This window comes from Caulobacter sp. GW821-FHT12A07 (genome assembly GCF_058807655.1).
This window is the reverse complement of the sequence record NZ_JBXAQX010000003.1, coordinates 472,597-491,827: the sequence shown is the minus strand read 5'-3', so window position 1 is coordinate 491,827 and position 19,231 is coordinate 472,597. Positions and strand designations below refer to the sequence as shown.

The following is a 19,231-nucleotide window of genomic DNA, read 5'->3' as shown; positions in this document are numbered from 1 at the left end:
CCTCCGGGCGTGGTCTACTGCGGCCACCAGATCCCGGTCGGCGCCACCGAGTACGTCAGGTTGATCCGGTCTCCAGGGCCGACCGGAATGGGCCAGGTCGGCGTCGCCGAAGCGATCTGCGACCCGTTCAGCTTGATGCTCGACACCGTGCCGCCGATCAGCAGCAGCGTGGCGGGCGAACCGAACGGATTGTAGAGGTCGACGCCGGAGGCCGGCACGCTCAGAGCCACGGCGGAGCGGTTCTCGTTGTAGCCGGTGTTTCCCGTGATCCGCTTGAAGCTCGTGCCGGCGTCGGCCATCTGATCGACGAGCCCCGCGATGCGATTGCCGCGGACGTTCGCCCCCTTGATGTCGACGTAGGTCGCGCCATTTTCGGCGATGATCCCATAGTCCTGGTAGCCGGTCAGCTCGGAGGTCGCGCCGCCTCCGTAGCGGCCGCCATGAACCTCGATGCCGCGGACGTTCGGCCCGATGATCAGGCCGGCCGATCCTGCGTTGGCGTCGTCGAAGTTGTTGCCGTGCACCTTCAGATTCGACAGCGTGATCTCCCGGCCGCCGCGGATGTTGATCCCGTGCCGGCCGTGGCCGCTGATTTCACAGTCGGCGACCATCATGTTGATCACGGCCTGCGGATAGACGCCGCCACGGTTGGTGCCGTCGACATAGATGCCGGTGTCGCTGTCGCCCAGTTGGCCCTTGACGTCACAGCCCATCAATTTGAAGCCGCCGATGTAGGCGTTGTTCGAGCCGGTGGGGCCGCCCAGCCAGACGGGGTGCTCGCCCGAAGCGTCAATGTAACTGTTCTGCACCCGGAATTCGAGGATGCCGTTCTCCGGCATCTGCTGGATCCGGAGGTTGTTCCTGGCGGCGTTGCCCAGGTAACTCCGGTCGATGGCGCAATCCTCGCACCCCGTCACGAGGACCCCGTTCTGATAGCCCTTCAGCCGCGGCCCCAGAACGCTCAGGTTGGTGTGGTTCACCTCGGTGCAGAGGTTGGTAACGCCGGGCGCGACGCCCAGGCCGTACTGCGCCGCAGAGGCCAGCAGGAGGCCGGTGACGTTGTTGGCGCCGGCGTTGTTCGTCGGATCGTACTGACCCGAAAGCGCGATTTTGTCGCCATGGACGAAGGAGCAGCCATAGCATGCCAAGCCGATCATACCGCCGGCGATGAAGAGGCTCTCAAGACGCCCGCTGTTGACGCCAGCAAGCACGATGTGGGGGTGCGTCATGGGCGTGCCGGGCGCCTCGGGCGTTCCCCAGCCGTGAAACAGGTACAGGCCCTTAATTTCCACGTCCTGCGTCGGCAGGAGATTACCTCCAGACGAGGCGGCGACACGGATCGTCGGGCCGTAGTTGGTCGAGCGCTGGAGAATCGTACCCAGCGCCCCCCCCCGCGCGCCCTCGATCGAGACCTTGCCTACAGAGATGTCGATGATTTGGGAGAGGGTCAGCGATGCCGCCGGCAGGTTCATTCGAACTCTGTTGGCCAGGTTGTTGACGCGCTTGAAGGTCGCGGCCGCGACCATCCGCTGAACGTAGGTATCGGCCACCAACGCGCCACTGAAGACGAGCGAGCGCAACTCGATCGGCACAAACTGCTCCAGGCAGATATCCTCGACGTCGCTCAGCGACATCTCGACGGTGCGCGCCACAGCGCCGGTAGCGTCGAGGATGTGGAACACGTTCTCCGCCTTGTCGGCGCCGATCGCGCTCCGCCCTGTCTCAGGGTTGACGTTCGAGAACTGGTCGTTGGCGGCGCCAAACTGGGTAGCCAGCGCCGCGATGTCCTGCGCCTGGGCCACGCCGGTCGCCGGCACGCCCGCAGCGACCTGCACCCCCACCAACTTTTCGAGGCCGGTAAGGGCCTGCATCGCCTGTAGTTGGCTGGTGCGGATGGGCGCGTCGACCATGATTTGCTCACAGGTTTGCGGCCCGTCGGGTGACCCGGCGGGCTAGATGTTCAGGGGGTGGTGGCGTGGTGGGGCGGCCGGCTAACGGCTGCGCAGGCGGTCGATCCAGTTGCGCGGCTTGACGGCCTGATTAGCTTTGTCGATCAGCGACACGGCGCCGTCGGCGCGGGCCCGCTCGGCTTCCTTGACCGCCTCTTGGTCGATCGAGAAGGCCATCAGCGGCTTGACATAGGTGTTCCAGATCATGGCCCGTTCGGCCTCCGGGCTGGATGCCAGCGGGATCCCGCTGGGAGCCGGCAGGGAGGGCTTGGCCGTGTCGGGGATTTGGGCGCGCAGGTTCTCAGGAACCGGGATCGTCGGTCCCCGCGCCGGCGTCGCGCACGCGGTCAATGCCAGCGCTCCAAGCAGCCAGGTCACCGTCAGGATCTGTCGAAGCGTCGAGCGCATGGTGGGCCTCCTGGGCTTTGCGCTGGATGGTGGTGGTCTTGGTGGCGACCTGGCCGGCCACTTCGGCCGCGCCGGCGCTGACATCGGCCTGAACCGCGGCGGTGGCGGCCCGGCCCTCCGCGGCCTTGCGCCGTCCGAAGGGGTCGAAGTTCCAGGCCAGAGCGACGACGGCCCCGATCACGACCACGATGGCCACGGCGCCGAACCCCCATTGAAGGGCGGTCCAGGCGGGAAGCTGAATCTTCATCGGAAGATCCTCTTGGCCTTGGCCAGCCAGGCCGCGCGGTCCTTCAAGCCGATCAGGCCGCCATTGACGGCGCGCGTGATCGCTTCGATATCGTCGCGGTCGGCTTCGTCATTGAGGCCCTTCTTGGCCCAGTAGGCCAGCGCCAGGCGCGCGGCGACCTTCGGCTGAGAAGCGCTGTCGGGATCGTCCTCAACCCCGTACGTCCGATAGTTGTCACGCCCTGTCGTGCCGATCAGGCCGCGGCCTCGATAGCGCCAACCGTCGCCAGGTTGGGTGTTGCCCAGATCCTTGCGGCCACCGTAGACGCGCTCGGCCAGCTTGGACGGCGCCCGGGCGTAGGGCTCCGCGCTGGCGAGCGTGGGGAAGCGGCTCGGCCAGACCACCGTCAATCGTTCGGCCGAATAGGACAGGTTCTCCTCCAGCCGCGTGAACCCGCCCGACTCATGCGCGACCTGGGCCAGGAAGTGGCAGACCCGCTGCGGAGTCGTCAGGCCGACGGCGGCGCGGCCGGCTTCGAGCGCCGACACGATGGCCAGGGCGTTGGGGAGCGGGCAGCCGGGCGCGAAGGCCCGGAACCGGTCCTGGGTGATGATCTCGGTCATGAAGGCGTCCTTCAGGCGGCGGCGAGCATTTCCGGGCGCGTGGTGTTGCGCGCGACCTCGCCGAATTCATCGTGGTAGGTGATCAGCATGCAGCCTCGGCGGCTGATCAGGCCTTTGCCGAGGGCGTAGTCGTCCGAGGGGGCCAGAGACGGATGTTGGGTGGCGACCATGCCTCCCCTCTCCTTCTCGTGGATGTGGTGCTCGTGGCCGCGGTGGCCGTAGGCGTAGACGCTCTGGCCCCACATCTCTCGGAACATCGAGGCGAAGATGCCGGCGAAGTCCATCAGCTTGGCGCCGTGGCCGTGGTGGACCCCGATCATCACCTTCCCAAACCGGAGCGCGTAATAGTCGAGCTTGGACTTGACGACCGTCAGCCGCGGCTCGTCGGCGTAGATGTGCGCGAGCATGCGTCGAACCATCTTCGAGGAGGCCAGGTCATGATTGCCGGTCGCCCAGATCAGATAGACCTGGGCATGGGTCCGCAGCCCTTCGTCGATGACTGCGAAGGCCACATCGAGGGTGGCCTCGACCATGTCGTCGAAGTCCCCGTCCGAATGCAGGACGTGGCGGCTCGTCGGCGTGACCGGCGAGAGGCCGTCGTAGTGCATGGCGTCACCGCCGAAGCAGATCACCAGACGCTCGGCCTTGGGCGCGATCCGAAGGGCATTAGCGGCGCTGGCGATGATGGTCCGCTTGGCGATCGCGACATCCCAGCAGCCGGCCGGGTCGTCCGAACTTATCTTCTCGCCGATGTGCAGGTCGAAAAGGCCCAGGAAGTTCGTCAGCGTGTCGTTCGCCGGCGGTGGCAGGTCGACCGGCGCGAAGCGCGTGAGGCTTTTCAGTCGCTCCTCGCAGCGGGCCATGATGGACTCTATCGACGCTGCCTCGGGGTGCAGACGCTGCCAGCTTCGCGTCCCATCCTCGTGCCTGCGCTCGCGGGTGACCTTGCCCAGAGTATAGCCGTCGGGAACGCCCTGCTCCCAATGTCCGGGCGCATAGCCCTTACGCGCCGCGGCGCGCCTGAGCGCCCGCAATGACTTGCTGACGGTGTCACCACCTAAGCCGAGAGCGCGCTCGGCCGCCTTAGCGGAGCCGTGTTCATCGACAGCGCGCAGATACTTTGCCTGCGTCTCGGTGGCGAAGCCGAGGAGCGTCTCGTCAATCACGGGCAGCCTCCGTAACAGTTACTTGGCCCTCAACGGCTAGAGTGTGGGGCTCATCGTCGCGCTCGACGTCCGCCTTGAAGCCGCCCTTGCCTGCGGAAAAGCCGACACGCAGCTCGGTGATCGCCACCAGGGCCACCATCACCAGGAACAGGACGGCCAGACAGATCGTGGAGAGAGCCTTCACTCGCTCCCGCTCGACGCCGAGCGACCATGGCCCCATCCAGAGGACGAGGACGATTGCGGCGGCGAACAGGGTCAGGGCCATCGCCGCTCCCACCTGCGCCCAGAAGCGCGCTGGAGCGGCGGCGAGCATGGCCCGCCAAGTGCGACCGATCACTTCGACACCCGCGGGCGGACCGCAGCGCGTTGCGGTCGCTCCTCCAGCTTCTCGTCTAGCTTGGTCACCAGGGAGATCAGGTGCTCGACCTGAACCTCCAAACGGATCACCGCCCGGTCGTGCCCCTCCACCGCGCCCACGCGCCGCTCCAGGTCGGCAACCTTTTGCCGGAGGGCGCCGTAGGCGATCAGCGGGCCAGCAATAGACATCACGACCGCGGCGAGCGCGATCCAGGCTTCCGGGTTCATGCCGGCTCCTAAGGTCGAGATTTCGGAAGCACGGCAGGAACAAGCTGCGCCGCTCAGCATTCAGCTGGGGTCAAATCCCCTTTGACCGCACTACCGGAGCCCCGGCGACGTCCCCCAGTCGCCGGGGCTTTTCGCGAGCGCTGGAGCGGCTAGGCGTAAACGCCCAGTTGCTCGGCGATCCTGGCCCACGCCTTGGTGTAAGCGTCGAACTGGGCGTAGACGGTCGGGTCACGACCCTCGTCGTTATCCCAAGGCTTGGCCTTCCAAAGCGGATACGCCTCGCGCAGGGCCTTGAACGCCGTCAGCAACCTGTTGCATTCCGGCAGCAGGTCGGGATGCTTCGCGGCTACGGCCAAGAGGGCGGCGTCCTCGTCCCAATCCACGAGCACATTGGCTGCGTTCTCAAGATAAGCCGGATTCCAGGTCCGGATCGGCCAGCCGTCGGCGTCGCGGCCGAGGGTGTCTTGGGCCGCTCCGCCGATGAAGTTGCCCATCAGAGGGCGAAGCGCGCCGAGCATGCGCGTGAGTGACAGGGACCTGATGGCCTCAATCTGCTCTTGCTGTGCTTCCATGATTTTCACCTGTCTAGCAGCGATGCGAAGCTGCTGGATTGCGACCCCCACCGCGATCAGGCCCACGATCAGGGTCTGGTAGCGGTTCAGCCAGAATTCGAATGGGTGCTGAAGGCAGGCGCATAGGTGTTCCATGCGCCCCACATAACACGGCTATGCCGCCATCATCAGGGCGACGTTCACCGCGCCGCTAGCCTTGACGGCCAAGTTCGCAGCTTGGTTGGGGTGGACGCCGTCGATCGTGTAGTTCGGTAGCCAGATGGTTCCGTCGCCCAGCACCGGCGCGATGTCGTGCACACCGGCCAGGCGCGGGTGCGGAAGGGTGCGGAGCCACGCGTTATAGGCCGCGACCTTCCCTCCGCTGAGGTCGGTCTGGGCTGTGGTCGTCCAGTCGCCCGACGTCCACGGCGGCATGGTGACGCCCCAGATCCGCAGGTGCGCCGGCAGGCTGTCCAGGAGGGCGAGATAGCGCGCCTGGGCCTGGGCCAGGGTCTGGGTGTCGTTGAGAAAGTCGTTGACCGACAACGGCACGACAGCCTCGGTCGCGTAGTCTGCCAGGCCGAAGCGCAGCGGATGCGAGGCGTTCAACTGGCCGATCGACATGGTGCGCCGCGCGACGTTGATGTACGGCATCGCGTCGCCGATCGAGCGACACAGCGTTCCCAGCTCATAGGCGGCATCGATCTGGTCGCCCCGGCCATAGTGGGTGCTGTCGATAAGGAGCCAGGCGGTAGGTTCGCTATGCGGTCCGACGATCGCCGCCGGCGTGGACATGACGCTAGCGATACCCCCGGTCATCGTGCCGCCCAGCGTCAGGTCGGTGGTCGTGGTGCCTCGGAACAGCACGTCGCTGCCGCCCTTGATGGTGTCGGCTTGGTAGGGAACGCCGACCCCACAGTGACGCCACCGTCGCGGATAGATGCTGTCGCCTTTGGCCAGCGGATAGGCCAGCAAGTCGCTCTCGATACGCTGGCCGCTCGGCACGGTTCCGTTCGCGGCGCCGCCCCACTTGATCTCCGACCACGGGCCGGTGCTGGCCTTGGCCATCGAGGCGTGCACGGTCATGTCGGCGCCGATCGGCGTCTCGCCGTTGCTGGCGCCGATGTAGGAGCCGACCTCGACGAAGGCCACGCTGTCCACCGCGACCTGCACCTTCTGGAACGACATGCTCATGGTCTCGAAGCGCGCGGTGTCGAGCACGTCCGGGAAGAAGTGGCGCGTGGCGACCACGCCCAGATAGGGTGCGCGGCCACTCGTGACCGTGGCCGAGCCCTTGGCGCTGGTGGCCGTGACCTTGCAGCGCAGGACAGGGCCATCGCCGGCCTGGACGGTACGGGACGCGCCCGTGGCGCCTGAGATCGCCACCCAGGCGCCATTCGAGAACTTCTCCCACTGATAGGCGAAGCCCGTGACCTCGCCGTTCCACGTGCCTTGGCCGGCGGTGACGACCGAGCCGGCCCTGGCGAGTCCGGAGACGACGGGCAGCACGAGGTTTCGCGGCGGCTGCGGCGCCTGGCCGCAAGCCATAGGCCAGCCCTTAGCCAGCCCGTAGGACTTGGGAAGCGGCATAGGCTCAGCTCAGGCTGGAGTTGATGACGGTGGGCGCGCCGCCGGTCGCGGCCAGGCGGATCGACGCGTTCGCGCCAGCGACGACGCCAAGCGTGCCGTTGGCGGTCAGGCTCGCGCCGGTGACGTCCAGCGGCGTCACGCCGTCCGGCCCCAGAACCTGCAGCTTGATCGTCGCGCCGTTCCAAGCCCCGGCGGTCAGCGCCCAGATGTACGAGCCGGCCGAGATGCCGGTCACCCAGTCGGAAGAGCCGCCGCTGGAGATCGAGGCCAGAGCGCTGGCCAGAGTGAACGCTTGATCGGCGATGACCACGGCGCCGACGTTCACAGCGGTGCCATCAGCGCGCACGACCGTGTTGGGGATGCTCATCGGCATTCTCCATGAGAAGCTTGGGCGGCGTTAGCCGCGGATTTTGGGGGCGGCGGGCCGGCGTCAGAACTTGATGATGAACATCACCGCCACGTTGGTCGGGCGGGTTTCAGCGGCCGTGCGAGGGGTCCCGTTCGTGCCGTCGGTGGTCGGGTTGCCGGTGTCGGTGATGATAGTCGGGCTGACGCCCGCCGTGCCGGAGAAGCCGCTTCCGGTGCCCTGTTGGCGGGCGTTGTCGATCGAATGATGGTGGCCCTGGAAAGCGTCGGCCTGGGTCGTGCCGAGCGTCCGGCCGGCGTCGACGCCGCGACCGTTGTCCCAGCCGCGGGCGAACTGGCCTCGCATGTCCGGCAGGTTGAAGGTGGTGGTGCCGTTGCCCGCGCCATAGATCGTTCCGATCTCGGCAAACAGATCGGCATAAGTGGTGCGCGACACCGCCACGCCGTTGCATTCCAGCCAACCGGCCGGGACGTTGCTCGAGGCCCGCGTTCGGATCTCGCCGATGAGCATTCCGGTGCTGTTGGCGGCGGGCGACTGGAACTGCCAAGCCGCGCCGTCATAGGCGAAGGTGTAGGTCTGCCCGGAGACGATCTCGCCGCCCTTGAGCGCTGCGCCGCGGTCCTGGATGGCGACTGCGCCCAGGCCGTTGAGATTGAGGGTCGCCGCGCCCGTGTTGGTCGTGGTGACCTTGATCCGCACGGCCATGCCCGCCGTGAGCCCGGTTACGGCAGGCGTCACCGAGGCGGTGATAGCGTTCGCGGTCCCGGCGCCGGCAGCGTAAACCAGCGAGCCGCTCTGAACCGCCGCGATGGTGGCGTACCGCAGATCGGCGCTCGCTTGGCTGATCTTCGCGCCAAGCCGCTCGCCGATGAAGGGCGCGCCGCTGTAGACGGCGATATTGCCCGAGACGATGGAGGTCTGGCCGTAGGCCACCGTCACGACGTAGGCGGCCACATAGCCCGCGTCGGGCGCCGGCGTGACCTGGGTCCCGGTCGCGGCCGCCACGCCCGCCTTAACCGCCACCAGGCAGAGGTCACGGCGAAGCGTCTTGGTGGTGTCGCCGCTGTTGTTCGGACCCGACCAAGCCTGTGACGGATTGTCGGCGTTATAGTAGGCCAGCAGCTCGTCACCGGCGTCGGTTTCGCTGAACGCGACCTGGACCAGATAGTTGACCGAGAAGCCCGTGGTCGCCGGCGCCGGGCAGGACAGCGTGTAGCCATCGAGCGTGATGCCCTGCTTGAGCACCTGGTGGGTGGTGTCGGCCGCTAGCGAGCCGAACGAGGTCGCATCGACATTGGCCAGGGCGTAGATCTCGCCCGCGCCGACCTTGACCTGCATGGAGGCCGGGCTGGTCGGGGTGCAGTCCAGCCCGTTGAGCAGGGTTCCGGTTCCCAACACGGCGCCGGCCAGCTTGGCCACGGCGATCATGCTGTTGCGGTTCTGCAGGTTGATGTCGTTCGAGCGCGGGATCGCGCCCGGCCAGACAATGCTGCGGTCCATTCACGTGCTCCTGGAAGAAGGGTCGTCAGATCGCGAGCGGCCGGCCGGCCTCGGTGACGATCGGAACAGCGCCCTCGGTCACGAGGACGACGAAGTTTCTGGGGTAGGCAAAGCGAACCCACACGCGGGTCGCGACCGGGCGGACGCTGGTGATCGCCTCGGCCACATCTTCGGCGCTCACGGTCGGCTGGACCATGGAGGCGTCGGTCCATTCGATTTCCGAGGCGGTGTCGTAGGCTCCGACGGCGATATCCCAGCCGGCGACATAGGGGATGCCGGCAACCGCTGGCAGTTCCACCTGCACGAAGGCCTGATATGTGAGCGACGGCTCGGCCCAGGAGCCCGCAGTGTCGAAACCCCAGATGGCGACGTCCCAGGCGCCGGTGTCGGCCATGCGTCCCGGCTCGATGATCAGCGGCACGTTGCCGGTCAAATCCTCGATCACCTTGGAAAGTCCCGCCCGCGTCGCCCGCTCGCGGAACAGGTTGGCGATGATCCGAGCGCGGAAGCTGGTGTCGCTCTGCCCCTGCCCCCTCAGCAGCCTGACGCCGAAGAAGTCGGCGGCGATCAGGTCGAGCCACCCGTCCGAGGCGGTAAGAATTCGGGTCTGGAGCTTGGCGTAGGCGTAGAGCTCGTAGACGAAGGCAAGCGCCCAGGCCGCGCCCTCGAACAGGCCGTCAAGGACGGGCGTCTCACCTAAGCCGAACCAGGATCGCGGCAGCAGGCCCTTGAGACGGGCCTTCATGTTGGCCAGATCGCCAATCACGCCAAATCCACCGTCACCGTGTCGGCCCGGATCGCCTGTTTGGCGGTGGCGACCATGTCAGCCACACCGCCGTTCAGCAGTACGCCGGTGACGTTCGACACCCCGCCGCTGGCGGCATAGGCCACCTGCGCAAGCCGGGTGTAAGCGAGCGCTTCGCCCAGGCCAAGGCCAGCGATATAGGTGACGAGCGCGTCCTCGACCTGGGCTTGAACCGTAGCGGGCGTGTAGCCGGCGGCCACCGTGATCGTCATCGACACGTCGGCGGAGACTAGCACTGGCGCGAAGACGCCGAAGGTCGAAGTCAGCGGCCGGACCACGTCGATCGCATCGCGCACCGCATCGAGGAAGGTGGACGACGGCGCGCCCGAGCCGTCGTCCACCACGACGTAGAAATAGCCCATCTGCTCGACGCCGCCGTAGGTCTCGTTCTCCCTCAGCGCATAGGAGACGCCGGTCTGGATGGAACTGACGGCATACTCCACCGCGGAAGCGGTCGCCTTGGCCAGGCTGGCGATGTAGTCGACGAACCGGGCGCGCAGCGCCGCATCGGTTTCAGCCGCCGCGCCACCGCCCATGGCCAGCGCGTTGGTGACCGTGTCGATCCCCGGGATCGCATCCACGATGACCGAGACCGCGCCGGCTGCGGCATTGGCCCCCGCCCCCGCCGTGGTCGCCTCGACTGGCGCGTCAAAGGTGGCCTGCCCCACCGGCACGATGTAGCCGCCCTGGGTGGCGTTGTAGGCCGGGTCGCTTTCATCCGCGACGACAACGAAGCGCACCGAACCGTCGGCGGTCTCCACCTGGGCGCCCACGGGAATGAACCCCGTCGCCGTGGCCGTGAAGCGGTTGAATGTGACGACACCCTCGGCATAGGTCGCTGGCAGCCTGGTCAGACCGTAGTCGGCCATCCAGCTGTCCAGATCCGCGCCGGACGACGTTGCCGCGCGGGTCGCCGCCAGCAGCGCCAGGATATTGCCCTGGAGCCAGAGCACGACCTGAGCGAAGGCCTCGACGAACGCCCTGGTCAGCGATCCGATGGTGAAATCGACGAGACCAGCCGCAGCGCCCTGGATCGCCGCCACTTGCCCGCGGACCAGATCGGTGAAGGTCTTGGTGGTCACCGCCATCTTAGGCCTCCAGATTGAACGACAGGACGGCCGGGATGCGCTCGGGCGCGACGGTGTAGGAGATCTGGAGGGAGATCCCGTTGGTGATCGCGATCACCGCGACCTGCGGCTCCGGAGACGCCGCAACCGTGGCCTCCAGCCGCATCTGGCCGCGCACCAGGGCCTTGATCTTCGCCGGCTCGGCCAGCTGCCCCACATAAGCCGGCAGACCCGCCCCATAGTCGGGGCGCGCCAGATACTCTCCCGGCGCAGTGAGCAGCCGGCGCAGCACGCGCTGCTTGGAACGCTCGACCAGGGAAGCGACAGCGACGTCACCGGTTCCTGATGCAGCGATGTCGCCGCCCCAGCTGTGCGCCGGCTCGGTCAGGTCCGTAAGGTTCGGCATTACGCCCCCTAGGTGACGAGGTGATCCGAGAGCGCGGTTGGCGCGCCGACAGCGAGCACCTGATGCTTGTGCTGGTTGTAGGCGTCGCGGTGCGCCTTGACCGTGACGGCGTTGCCAGAGCCGGTCTGGTCGGTGATATCGCCGGAAACCGTCAGGGCCCCTGTGATCGTGGTGTCGGCGATGGCGTTAAGCCCGCCCGGCGCAACCAACTCGACCACACCGCCGGCCTTGAAGTGCAGGGAAGCGCCCTCTTCATGTGCGATGAGCACTTGGCCGGCCGGCACAGCCTGGGGGCGGTCCTCGTCGCTGTAGAGCGCGCCAACGATGATGCCCGCTTCTGTGGCGCTCTCCTGGAAGAGCACCAGCACCTGATCGTCGATGTTCGGTGGCGCGTAGATTCCGAAGCCGTTGCCGGCCCGGATCGTGGCGATCGGACACCAGCCCGTCTCCACGTCCTCCGGCATCAGCCGGACCTTTGCGGCGTAGGTCGCCGGATCGTAGCTGGAGACGATGCCCATGCGCGGCTTGGCCATCGAGGCAACGGCGAGAAGCGCCTGGCGCTTCATTACGTTCTGAACCCGGACGAAGCTCATAGGCTGACCTCGCTCTCGGGGCTGTGGTTCTTGGCCTCGATCCGCCATGAATAGCCGCCTTGGCGCGACATGGAGCGGACGATGCTATCGGGGTAGTAGACCTGATCGACCGCAGTCCCGGTGCCCTCGACCGAGATCACGTCGCGGCCCGTCAGGAGATTGTCGGCTGGCCCGTCCACCGAGAGCTTCATCTCCTGGCGCGACAGGTCAGCCAGAAGCTGCTGGGCGCGCTGGGTGGCCTGTTCAGGCGTCAATCCGGGGATGGTGTAGGAAAATTCCTGTACCGGCGTGACCGGCCGCCCCGCGCTCTTGGTCACGGCGTTCTTAGTCTTAGTCGCCGTGGCGGTCTTGGTGAAGGCCTTCTTGTTCTTGGCGTTCCAGCTACGGACGGTGACCTTGATGTCACGCGCCAGCGTGAGGTTGCGCGAAGTGGTCAGACGCGCGCCGTTGAAGCTCGGCGGTCCGCCGTCCTCGCCTGGTGTCCAGCGGAACACATAGGGGGCCTGACTTTCGGTCGGCTTGGGAACGAAGTGGAGCTCCCGCCCGCGCACGCACACGACGTACTGCTCTTCCTGGGCGAGCCAGGTCAGGAGGTCCCACTCGGTCGACTCGTTCTGCAGCCGGACCTTGTCGATCTCATAGAACCGCCCGACCTTGGTCTTTGTTGCCGTGACGACCGGCGTCAGACCGCGCCTGACCGCCAGCTTCGTCGCGATTTCGGAACTGGTGAGGTTGACGAACTTCTCGGACGTCTTGGCGTCGATGAATTCCGACGTCAGATCTCGTCCGGAGACCGAAAGCAGGCCGCCGGCCCAATCGATCGACAGGTCGTCTACTCGCCCCAGGATCCAGGAGACGAACTCACTGGACTGGGGCGCGGCCGGATCAGCCGGGAAACCCGCCAGTATCTCGATCTCCACCTGCGACTGGCGGGACCACCAGTCCGCATTGCGCTCTAGCGGTAGCAGGGAGAGCGCGAAGCGGATCGAGAAAGTGTCCGCCGAGTAGAAGGTGTTTGTGTCGACGTCCCAGTCGAGCCAACCTTCCAGGGCGGCCCCATTGACCTTGACCAAGCCGCGCGGCCGCCGCGCGGCCGACAACGCCGGCAGCTGGTTCCGCATTAGGTTGCCCCCGAAACGCAAAAGGGCCGCCCTGAGGCGACCCATTTGTCCGTGGCGCACGGCGCCGTGTTAGCTGAAACCTACTCCGAAAACGGCCGCCGCATCAAGCGGTCAGCACGCCTCCTGTGTCGTTCATCGTCGGCGGGACGCGGACCGTGTTCAGTCCATCGAGCACCGGATCCAGCAGGCCGTTCGCCTTGGCGATCGTGGTCCAGCCCGACGGGTCGCCATAGGTCTCGCTGGCGATCCGGTAGAGCGAGCCACCGGCCTGTGTGACCAGCGACCCCGCCACGCCGTCGGCGGCCAGGTTCGTGCTCATCCGGTCAAGGACAGAACCCAGGTTGTAGAGCAGCGGCGCCTGCTGGGCGGCCACCAGTTGGCTGGTGAAGCCGCTGACCGTCTCTGCGATCGGATTGTTGGGCAGCACGCCGCCCAGCGTCGTCACCGACGACAGGGTATTGCCGACTGACGACACCAGAACGTTGACCCGCGCCTGCACGGCGGCGATCGGCTCCAGCACCGAGTTGATTGTCGCCTGGGTCGCGGTGGCGAAATCGGACACCTTCCTGACCGCGGCATCGAGGGACGTGAGCAGCTTGCTCAGCTGGCTATCGCCGATCTCGTCGCCCAGGCCATTGGCCGTGTCCTGGTCCTCAAGCATCTGGTCGTCGAGGGACGTCGCCGCAAGCTCAGTGACGGGCGCGGCCCGGTCCTCCACCACCTCGCAGGTGATCTGGTAGGGAAGCTGGTAGGCCCGCTCGAAGTTGGCGACGAACCGCCGGATGACGACGAGGAAGGAAAGCTCCGACCACGTCAGCAGCAGGGGCTTTCCAGCCTTACGCAGGCCGTCGAGGTATCGGGCGCGCTCAAGCGCCCCCTCGCCCTGGAACCGGCCGGACCACGACAGCGGCTCGGGCGCCTCGCCCATGGCGTCGACTACGCGCTTGCCGCCCACCAACTGGTGGACGACGAGAGCCTGCTCTCCGCCGAACGGAATGACCTCAGGGATTTCGAAGCGCTTGAACTCGAAGTCCCCGAGGGTGACGGTGGTGTCGCTCATATTAGTTCCACCCCGTCACGCGACCATAGCCCGCGCTCATGCCCGGATCGTAGTCCGACCGATTGGCGTCCGGCAGCCCGTCCAGACGCGCGCCCTGCCGCCAGAGAACATCGCCCACCTTCCGGCCATCAAGGTTCACATCGCCGGACATGCGCGCGCCGTTGCCGCCGCCAGCTGGCACGAACGGCGACCCCCGGCCAGGCTGGCCCGTATTGGTGAAAGGCGCTGTCCAGAAGTTGTAGCCCGGATCGTGGGCCTTCACTCGATCAGCGTCACCCTTCATTCGATTGGCCAGGCCGGCTGCCAAGCCCAGGAACGAGGTCAGGGCGCCGAGCGTCGCCAGCAATCCAGTCGTGGACAGCCCGGCCATCTGCGCTATCGGCGTCAACAGGCCGGTGAAAAGACCGGCCGCCGAGCGAAGGATGCCCACTCCGCCGCCAAGCACCTGCAGAAGCAGCCCGAATCCTCCAACGAAGGCCTTAGCGGTCAACAGCGCGCCGATCGCAGTGAGCACCAAGCCCAGAGCCGATGCGCCCCGCATGAAGAACCGAACGCTCTTTTCGTTCTCACCCAGCCATTTCGTGAAGTTGACCAGATAGGGGATCAGCTTTTGAAGCACGTCGAGCAAATCGGGGAGTATTTGGATTCCCAGGCGGGTTTTGATGTTGTTCCACTGGGCCGCCAGCGCCGCCTCGGCCATGATGGGGTCAGTTTTTAGAAGCGTCTGATAGGCCTCCATCCCCTGGGCGCCGCGGATCATCTGCTGATCGCGCTGAAACTTCACCGGCTGTAGCGCAAGCTGCGACATGGCGAAGCCGGCGGTTCGGTTGGCAAAGAGCATTTGCAGGTACTGCTGCTGCTCCTTCGGCGCGGTGACCCCCGCGGCCCGTAGGGCGGGCATCAGGATTTGCTGCGACCAGGCATAGGGGTTCTCTTGGAATAGAGCCGTCCCCTTGATGCCGCCGGGAAGAACCCCCTTCGCAGCTCCGCTTTTGGTCCACACCACCTTAGTCGGGTCGAGCAGACCAAGGCGATCCCACATAGCCAGGGACTTCTGGGTGATCGTTCCGCCAACGACGGCAGAGTACGCGCTCATCAGCGCGTTGCCAGGGCCGCCGCCGCCGCCCGATCCGCCGCCGCTCTTCATTTCCTGCATGAGGGTCGGCAGGATTTGGTAGAGGAACTCCGGCGACCAGCCTTGGGTGGCCAAGCGGCCATACTTGCCGGTCGAGAAGAAGTCCTTCGCATCGAGCGTGCCGCCCGACATCACGATGGCCTTCAACATCATGTCCGACTCGTTGCGGAACCGCGCCGGATCCATGCTGGCGCCACGGATATCGAGCAGCTTGGCAACGTCGTAGGCGGTGCCTTTCGCGTCCTTCACGCCCTTCACGTTCGACAAGACGGCCTGAAGTTTAAGCACGGTCGGCAAGATGCTGACCGCCTCTCCAGTCGAGCCGACCACGCTGCGAAGCTCGCGGATGGCCGACAGATTTTCGGCGACCTTCGAGGTTGGCACGCTCGCGGTGGCATCCCAGGCCGCCTTGATGGATCGCGTGATCTCGACCTGCTTCATGCCGGCGATATTCATCTGCGCCAGCTCATGGGTGTAGGCCTTCGCGGCTGGCAGGGTCTTCCCCACCATCGCTAGAATGCCGCCACCTGCCGCGGCGAAAGCGCCGCCGGCCGCGAGGGTGCGGCCCAGCCGGTCAAGCCGGACCTGAAGGTCTTTGACCTGTCCGTCGACCTTGCCGAACTGGCGGCTCAGCGCCAGAAGGCCGCCGGCCACGCCGTTGATCAGCGAGATTCGGATGCCGACGCTATAGGCTTCGAACATTTCAACTCCTGATTTCGCGACGTATTCGGTAGACTGTCGGGATGCGAAAACGCCGATCGCGCTTTGAGCGCATGATCCATGAGCTGCATGGAGCCGAGGTCGAGATCATCGACCTTGGCCCATCGGCCTATCGCCCCAAGCGCTACCACCACGTTCGGCGGCCGAATTTCACTGAAGAGGCGCGGCCGCCTCAAACGCACAGTGCGCCGGCCAAGCTGTCGATCGAGCAGGCTCTCATGGCCCTGCTCGGCATGGGCGTGTTTGTGGTCGCCCTGGCGGTTCTGGCCGCGATCATCTTCGCCTGCGGCGGGCTACTGGTTTTCCTGATCGGCCAGATGCTCTTCAACCCGTGAGCGAGGCGGATCAGTCGCCGCGCCCAAGGTCAATGTCGTAGCCAAGAGCCGAATGGATCATGTCCGGTCCGACGAGGCCCGCCAGTGCGGCGCCCCCGACCAACTTCATGATGGTGTCCTTGTTCCGCCAGCCTGCCGGCCCAAGCACCGGCCTGGCCGGCATCTTCGCGGTTCCCATCTCGAAGTAGAGCAGCCGCTTATCCTTCGACCCGATGACCGCCTCGAGCAGCCCGACCTGCTTTTCGATGCTGTCGCGCGCCTCGCCGCTTCGCAGCAGCGGGTCATTATCGGTAAAGCCCTGGCGAACCCGATCGTCCTTGGTGGCGTCCGCTAGTTCCGGCCAGCCAGGATGAGGTCCGACCGCCGGCTGGTACTTCCCGAACTCGCCCTTCGCGGTCTGTTCAACCTTCGTGGCGGCACGCAGCAAGCCGGCGTGCAAGGCCGCCACGAACGTCACTTCCTGGCCGGCCAGGTGCACGGCGAAATCGCCGAGGGAGGAGAACGACTTCATCAATCCTCCTCGAACTCGAACCGCGACCAGTTGAAGCGCCGCCCGGCGAAGCCTGAGAAGACGATGGCCCAGGCGGCGCGCTGGACGTCATCGAGGCGAAACGCGAGGTCGACATCGACCCCATTGTGCACCAGCCACAGCGCCTCCTGCAGCGCTGGACTGGTTGCTATTTTCGGACCTCGCTCTTGGCGGCCTCCGGATCCTGGGCGCCGAACACTTCCTGCACCTTCACCATGACGGCGCCGACGCCGTCCTCGTCCAGGCGCTGGATCAGCGCCTCGATTTCCGCTTCCGACTGCGGGAAGAACTGCGCGTCTCCGTCGATCTCCGCCACATAGAGCAGCGGAAACAGCATCGCCATGTAGGTCTGGTTCTGGGCGGCGTCGCCCAGCAACTTGACCAGCCGGAACTGCGCCAGCACGCCCGGCTTCTTCAGGGTGATGCAGCGGCCGCGGCCGTCCTTGAACTGCACCGGCTGCACCGCCTGGGCGATGATCTCTTCGGTCGGGGTTTCGTTCACGGTGAGCTTGGGGGTCATGATCAGGCGACCTTGATGCGGCGCGAGGCCATGCCAGACACCTTCTGTTTGACGGTGCCGTCGCCCTTCCAGTCGCCGAGGTCATCGGGCTTGAGGACGACGTTGGTGTAGCGGAACTGCGAGACCGCGCCGTTCGGCTCGGTGATCGTCTCGGTGACCGAGATGGTCCCATTGTTGAGGCCGGCGTAGTAGTTCGCCTCGGCGGTGGCGAAGTAGGCGTCCAACTCAGGGCCCTGGCGCTCCAGGTCGAAGTTGAGCAGCCAGCCCTGCGGCAGATAGAGGTGATCGACCACGCCATCCAGGCGCTTGACCTCGATGTCGCCGTGCTTGGGCTTGGCCGACCAGCCGGTGCGGACCTTCCAGCGAACCGGGCCGGCCGGGCTGGTGATGTCGAGTGAAACGTCCTTGCCGACGCTGTAGCCGTTGACGGGCATTGGGTTCTCCTGATGTCCGGGTTAGGCCGCGACGGCCGATTGGATGACGACCGAGGCGCCGCCGGTGAGATCGACGACGAAGAACTCGATGACGTCGTAGTAGCGGACCATCACCACGGCCTTCTGCGTGCCCGTGCCGGGCGCGCCCGACGAAATGGTCACGCTGTAGGGGACCGAGCCGTCGGCGCTGCCGATCTGGCCCGCTTCCCACATCGTCTGGAGGAAGCCGCCGATCGTGTTCTGGGCCTCGCGCATTTCGTCGGGCGTCAGCAGTTGGCCGACGAACTTGCCGGCGCCGGCGTTGAGCGTGACGGCGATGTAGTCGGTCAGGGTCGTGTAGCTGTCCTGGCGGCGCGGCGCGTCCGAGCAGGTGTTGCGACCGAAGCGGAAACCGAAGAACGAACCACCCGGGCACGGGTTGGTGATGACGTCCACGCGGGCCGCGGCCAGCGCGGTCAGGTCGGCCGTGGAATACAGCTGATTGGCGTAAGAGCGCTGCGTCCCCACCACGCCGAGCAGTTGCTTGTTGAGGGCCGACTGGTGCGGACCGATCGAGGCTTTCAGCCCGCAGTAGAAGGCCTGCGGCGAGACAAGGCGCACCACGTTGTTGACGGTGTCGAGCCAGTAGACCCAGTCGCCGAAGATCACCTTCAACCACGGACTGTCCGAGGTCTGGGTCGTGGCGATGTTGGCCAGGGTGTCGCTCGCCGGGCTGACGCCGACGGCCTGCATCTGCTCGGACAGGCCGAAGGCCAGTTGAGTGGACCAGCTGGCAGCCGTGTCGCAGTCGGCGAGCATGAACAGGGCGCAGCCAGTGCCGCGCAGGGCGTACATGCCGGTGCGCGGCGCGGTGTCGACACCCAGAAGCACTGACGAGGTGATCGTGGTGGCGCCGTCGGTTCCGCCGGCCAGGGTCAGGGTGGCGCTCACCGGAGTCGCGGTGCCGGCGCCTGCCGTCGCGGTGACGAGATTGGAGGCCGGCCGGGTGGCCGAGACGCCGTTGTTGATGGCGTTGGCGATGGCGACCCAGATGGCGTTGCCCGTCGCGCCCAGCGCGAGGTTATCGAAGGTCTCAGGCAGGACACCCGGAAGGGCCAGCGATACCTTGTAGGTGCCGGCCGCCGTGCCAGGGCCGATCGAGGCCTGGAGGCTGTTACCCCGCGAGCCGGTGTACTTGGCGTTCAGCGTCAGGCAGGTGGACTGCACCGCGACGGTGGCGGCCACGTCCGTCCCGTCGGTCACGCGGACCAGGCGGAAGTTGTTGGCGCCCTGCAGCTGGGCGATCGCGACGGCGGTGTTGAGGTCGTACTTCCGGTTCTGGACCGGGCCGAAGGCCACGGTGGCGTCCGACAAGTTGCCGATGATGGTCGGGCTGTTCTTCGGACCCCAGTTGGCCGTGCCGACGATCCCGATGATGTCGGCCGGCACGCCGTTCAGCGCCACCGACGGCGGCGGCTGCACATTGATGTAAAGATCGGGGACCGTGAGCGCCGACAGGTTCACAGTGCCCTGGGTGGAGATGGTCATTCAGGCCTCCAGGC

24 protein-coding genes are annotated in these 19,231 nt (G+C 66.4%); 1 reads left to right on the top strand and 23 read right to left on the bottom strand.

What is annotated here, in order from left to right:
* Window positions 1–14 precede the first annotated feature (14 nt).
* The 18 genes from AC1RRS_RS08960 to AC1RRS_RS08875 form a co-directional block, all read right to left on the bottom strand.
* Window positions 15–1,910, bottom strand: a complete 1,896-nt coding sequence (locus AC1RRS_RS08960; protein ID WP_492854850.1) for a hypothetical protein — start codon at window positions 1,908–1,910, stop codon at window positions 15–17.
* Between the two features lie 81 nt (window positions 1,911–1,991).
* The gene (locus AC1RRS_RS08955) at window positions 1,992–2,357 is read right to left on the bottom strand and encodes a hypothetical protein (RefSeq protein ID WP_492854849.1); all 366 of its coding nucleotides are present in this window, start codon (window positions 2,355–2,357) and stop codon (window positions 1,992–1,994) included.
* On the bottom strand, window positions 2,251–2,604 hold the full coding sequence (locus tag AC1RRS_RS08950; RefSeq protein WP_492854848.1) for a hypothetical protein: 354 nt from the start codon (window positions 2,602–2,604) through the stop codon (window positions 2,251–2,253). The genes AC1RRS_RS08955 and AC1RRS_RS08950 overlap by 107 nt, the downstream gene beginning before the upstream one ends.
* Complete coding sequence (locus tag AC1RRS_RS08945) at window positions 2,601–3,206, bottom strand: glycoside hydrolase family 19 protein (RefSeq protein ID WP_492854847.1); 606 nt, start codon at window positions 3,204–3,206, stop codon at window positions 2,601–2,603. The genes AC1RRS_RS08950 and AC1RRS_RS08945 overlap by 4 nt, the downstream gene beginning before the upstream one ends.
* A gap of 11 nt (window positions 3,207–3,217) precedes the next feature.
* Window positions 3,218–4,372 carry a hypothetical protein gene (locus tag AC1RRS_RS08940; protein ID WP_492854846.1) on the bottom strand — a complete coding sequence of 385 codons (1,155 nt, stop codon included), beginning with the start codon at window positions 4,370–4,372 and terminating at the stop codon, window positions 3,218–3,220.
* Window positions 4,365–4,637: a hypothetical protein gene (locus tag AC1RRS_RS08935; protein ID WP_492854845.1), complete on the bottom strand. Its 273-nt coding sequence runs from the start codon at window positions 4,635–4,637 to the stop codon at window positions 4,365–4,367. Before AC1RRS_RS08935 ends, AC1RRS_RS08940 begins: the two co-directional genes overlap by 8 nt.
* 68 nt (window positions 4,638–4,705) lie before the next feature.
* Entirely contained in the window at window positions 4,706–4,957 is a 252-nt protein-coding gene (locus AC1RRS_RS08930; protein ID WP_492854844.1) for a hypothetical protein, read from the bottom strand.
* 149 nt (window positions 4,958–5,106) lie between these two features.
* A complete protein-coding gene (locus tag AC1RRS_RS08925; RefSeq protein WP_492854842.1) occupies window positions 5,107–5,664 on the bottom strand; it encodes a hypothetical protein in 558 nt (185 codons plus the stop codon).
* An 18-nt stretch (window positions 5,665–5,682) separates the two neighbouring features.
* Window positions 5,683–7,098: an SGNH/GDSL hydrolase family protein gene (locus AC1RRS_RS08920; protein WP_492854841.1), complete on the bottom strand. Its 1,416-nt coding sequence runs from the start codon at window positions 7,096–7,098 to the stop codon at window positions 5,683–5,685.
* Window positions 7,099–7,102: 4 nt separating this feature from the next.
* Entirely contained in the window at window positions 7,103–7,465 is a 363-nt protein-coding gene (locus tag AC1RRS_RS08915) for a hypothetical protein (protein ID WP_492854840.1), read from the bottom strand.
* A gap of 63 nt (window positions 7,466–7,528) precedes the next feature.
* A complete protein-coding gene (locus tag AC1RRS_RS08910; protein WP_492854838.1) occupies window positions 7,529–8,965 on the bottom strand; it encodes a tail fiber protein in 1,437 nt (478 codons plus the stop codon).
* A gap of 25 nt (window positions 8,966–8,990) precedes the next feature.
* Window positions 8,991–9,731 (bottom strand): UCP028438 family phage-derived protein, encoded by a 741-nt coding sequence (locus AC1RRS_RS08905; protein ID WP_492854837.1) that lies wholly within the window; start codon window positions 9,729–9,731, stop codon window positions 8,991–8,993.
* Window positions 9,728–10,858, bottom strand: coding sequence for a baseplate J/gp47 family protein (locus AC1RRS_RS08900; protein WP_492854835.1), 1,131 nt, complete (start codon window positions 10,856–10,858; stop codon window positions 9,728–9,730). The genes AC1RRS_RS08905 and AC1RRS_RS08900 overlap by 4 nt, the downstream gene beginning before the upstream one ends.
* A 1-nt stretch (window position 10,859) precedes the next feature.
* Window positions 10,860–11,243, bottom strand: coding sequence for a hypothetical protein (locus tag AC1RRS_RS08895; RefSeq protein ID WP_492854834.1), 384 nt, complete (start codon window positions 11,241–11,243; stop codon window positions 10,860–10,862).
* 8 nt (window positions 11,244–11,251) lie between these two features.
* A complete protein-coding gene (locus AC1RRS_RS08890; protein WP_492854833.1) occupies window positions 11,252–11,836 on the bottom strand; it encodes a phage baseplate assembly protein V in 585 nt (194 codons plus the stop codon).
* Window positions 11,833–12,957 carry a hypothetical protein gene (locus AC1RRS_RS08885; protein ID WP_492854832.1) on the bottom strand — a complete coding sequence of 375 codons (1,125 nt, stop codon included), beginning with the start codon at window positions 12,955–12,957 and terminating at the stop codon, window positions 11,833–11,835. Before AC1RRS_RS08885 ends, AC1RRS_RS08890 begins: the two co-directional genes overlap by 4 nt.
* A gap of 103 nt (window positions 12,958–13,060) precedes the next feature.
* A complete protein-coding gene (locus AC1RRS_RS08880; protein ID WP_492854831.1) occupies window positions 13,061–14,017 on the bottom strand; it encodes a LysM peptidoglycan-binding domain-containing protein in 957 nt (318 codons plus the stop codon).
* A 1-nt stretch (window position 14,018) separates the two neighbouring features.
* Window positions 14,019–15,854: a hypothetical protein gene (locus AC1RRS_RS08875; protein ID WP_492854830.1), complete on the bottom strand. Its 1,836-nt coding sequence runs from the start codon at window positions 15,852–15,854 to the stop codon at window positions 14,019–14,021.
* Between the two features lie 71 nt (window positions 15,855–15,925).
* Between AC1RRS_RS08875 and AC1RRS_RS08870 the strand changes: the two genes are divergently transcribed.
* Window positions 15,926–16,207: a hypothetical protein gene (locus tag AC1RRS_RS08870; RefSeq protein ID WP_492854829.1), complete on the top strand. Its 282-nt coding sequence runs from the start codon at window positions 15,926–15,928 to the stop codon at window positions 16,205–16,207.
* 10 nt (window positions 16,208–16,217) lie between these two features.
* Here AC1RRS_RS08870 and AC1RRS_RS08865 read toward each other — a convergent pair whose 3' ends face one another.
* The 5 genes from AC1RRS_RS08865 to AC1RRS_RS08845 are packed head-to-tail and all read right to left on the bottom strand — an operon-like array spanning window position 16,218 to window position 19,217.
* The gene (locus AC1RRS_RS08865) at window positions 16,218–16,718 is read right to left on the bottom strand and encodes a phage virion morphogenesis protein (protein WP_492854828.1); all 501 of its coding nucleotides are present in this window, start codon (window positions 16,716–16,718) and stop codon (window positions 16,218–16,220) included.
* Window positions 16,718–16,849 (bottom strand): hypothetical protein, encoded by a 132-nt coding sequence (locus AC1RRS_RS08860; protein ID WP_492854827.1) that lies wholly within the window; start codon window positions 16,847–16,849, stop codon window positions 16,718–16,720. The genes AC1RRS_RS08865 and AC1RRS_RS08860 overlap by 1 nt, the downstream gene beginning before the upstream one ends.
* A gap of 35 nt (window positions 16,850–16,884) precedes the next feature.
* The gene (locus tag AC1RRS_RS08855; RefSeq protein WP_492854826.1) at window positions 16,885–17,256 is read right to left on the bottom strand and encodes a hypothetical protein; all 372 of its coding nucleotides are present in this window, start codon (window positions 17,254–17,256) and stop codon (window positions 16,885–16,887) included.
* Window positions 17,257–17,258: 2 nt separating this feature from the next.
* On the bottom strand, window positions 17,259–17,690 hold the full coding sequence (locus AC1RRS_RS08850) for a hypothetical protein (RefSeq protein ID WP_492854825.1): 432 nt from the start codon (window positions 17,688–17,690) through the stop codon (window positions 17,259–17,261).
* Window positions 17,691–17,711: 21 nt separating this feature from the next.
* On the bottom strand, window positions 17,712–19,217 hold the full coding sequence (locus AC1RRS_RS08845) for a phage tail sheath protein (RefSeq protein ID WP_492854824.1): 1,506 nt from the start codon (window positions 19,215–19,217) through the stop codon (window positions 17,712–17,714).
* Window positions 19,218–19,231 lie beyond the last annotated feature (14 nt).

Coding starts and splice junctions, on each gene's coding strand:
- AC1RRS_RS08920 (WP_492854841.1), bottom strand. CDS start 7,098: ATGCCGCTTCCCAAGTCCTACGGGCTGGCTAAGGGCTGGCCTATGGCT.
- AC1RRS_RS08955 (WP_492854849.1), bottom strand. CDS start 2,357: ATGCGCTCGACGCTTCGACAGATCCTGACGGTGACCTGGCTGCTTGGA.
- AC1RRS_RS08935 (WP_492854845.1), bottom strand. CDS start 4,637: ATGGCCCTGACCCTGTTCGCCGCCGCAATCGTCCTCGTCCTCTGGATG.
- AC1RRS_RS08925 (WP_492854842.1), bottom strand. CDS start 5,664: ATGGAACACCTATGCGCCTGCCTTCAGCACCCATTCGAATTCTGGCTG.
- AC1RRS_RS08900 (WP_492854835.1), bottom strand. CDS start 10,858: ATGGCGGTGACCACCAAGACCTTCACCGATCTGGTCCGCGGGCAAGTG.
- AC1RRS_RS08880 (WP_492854831.1), bottom strand. CDS start 14,017: ATGAGCGACACCACCGTCACCCTCGGGGACTTCGAGTTCAAGCGCTTC.
- AC1RRS_RS08845 (WP_492854824.1), bottom strand. CDS start 19,217: ATGACCATCTCCACCCAGGGCACTGTGAACCTGTCGGCGCTCACGGTC.
- AC1RRS_RS08915 (WP_492854840.1), bottom strand. CDS start 7,465: ATGAGCATCCCCAACACGGTCGTGCGCGCTGATGGCACCGCTGTGAAC.
- AC1RRS_RS08875 (WP_492854830.1), bottom strand. CDS start 15,854: ATGTTCGAAGCCTATAGCGTCGGCATCCGAATCTCGCTGATCAACGGC.
- AC1RRS_RS08885 (WP_492854832.1), bottom strand. CDS start 12,957: ATGCGGAACCAGCTGCCGGCGTTGTCGGCCGCGCGGCGGCCGCGCGGC.
- AC1RRS_RS08945 (WP_492854847.1), bottom strand. CDS start 3,206: ATGACCGAGATCATCACCCAGGACCGGTTCCGGGCCTTCGCGCCCGGC.
- AC1RRS_RS08855 (WP_492854826.1), bottom strand. CDS start 17,256: ATGACCCCCAAGCTCACCGTGAACGAAACCCCGACCGAAGAGATCATC.
- AC1RRS_RS08895 (WP_492854834.1), bottom strand. CDS start 11,243: ATGCCGAACCTTACGGACCTGACCGAGCCGGCGCACAGCTGGGGCGGC.
- AC1RRS_RS08865 (WP_492854828.1), bottom strand. CDS start 16,718: ATGAAGTCGTTCTCCTCCCTCGGCGATTTCGCCGTGCACCTGGCCGGC.
- AC1RRS_RS08960 (WP_492854850.1), bottom strand. CDS start 1,910: ATGGTCGACGCGCCCATCCGCACCAGCCAACTACAGGCGATGCAGGCC.
- AC1RRS_RS08870 (WP_492854829.1), top strand. CDS start 15,926: ATGATCCATGAGCTGCATGGAGCCGAGGTCGAGATCATCGACCTTGGC.
- AC1RRS_RS08950 (WP_492854848.1), bottom strand. CDS start 2,604: ATGAAGATTCAGCTTCCCGCCTGGACCGCCCTTCAATGGGGGTTCGGC.
- AC1RRS_RS08850 (WP_492854825.1), bottom strand. CDS start 17,690: ATGCCCGTCAACGGCTACAGCGTCGGCAAGGACGTTTCACTCGACATC.
- AC1RRS_RS08930 (WP_492854844.1), bottom strand. CDS start 4,957: ATGAACCCGGAAGCCTGGATCGCGCTCGCCGCGGTCGTGATGTCTATT.
- AC1RRS_RS08910 (WP_492854838.1), bottom strand. CDS start 8,965: ATGGACCGCAGCATTGTCTGGCCGGGCGCGATCCCGCGCTCGAACGAC.
- AC1RRS_RS08890 (WP_492854833.1), bottom strand. CDS start 11,836: ATGAGCTTCGTCCGGGTTCAGAACGTAATGAAGCGCCAGGCGCTTCTC.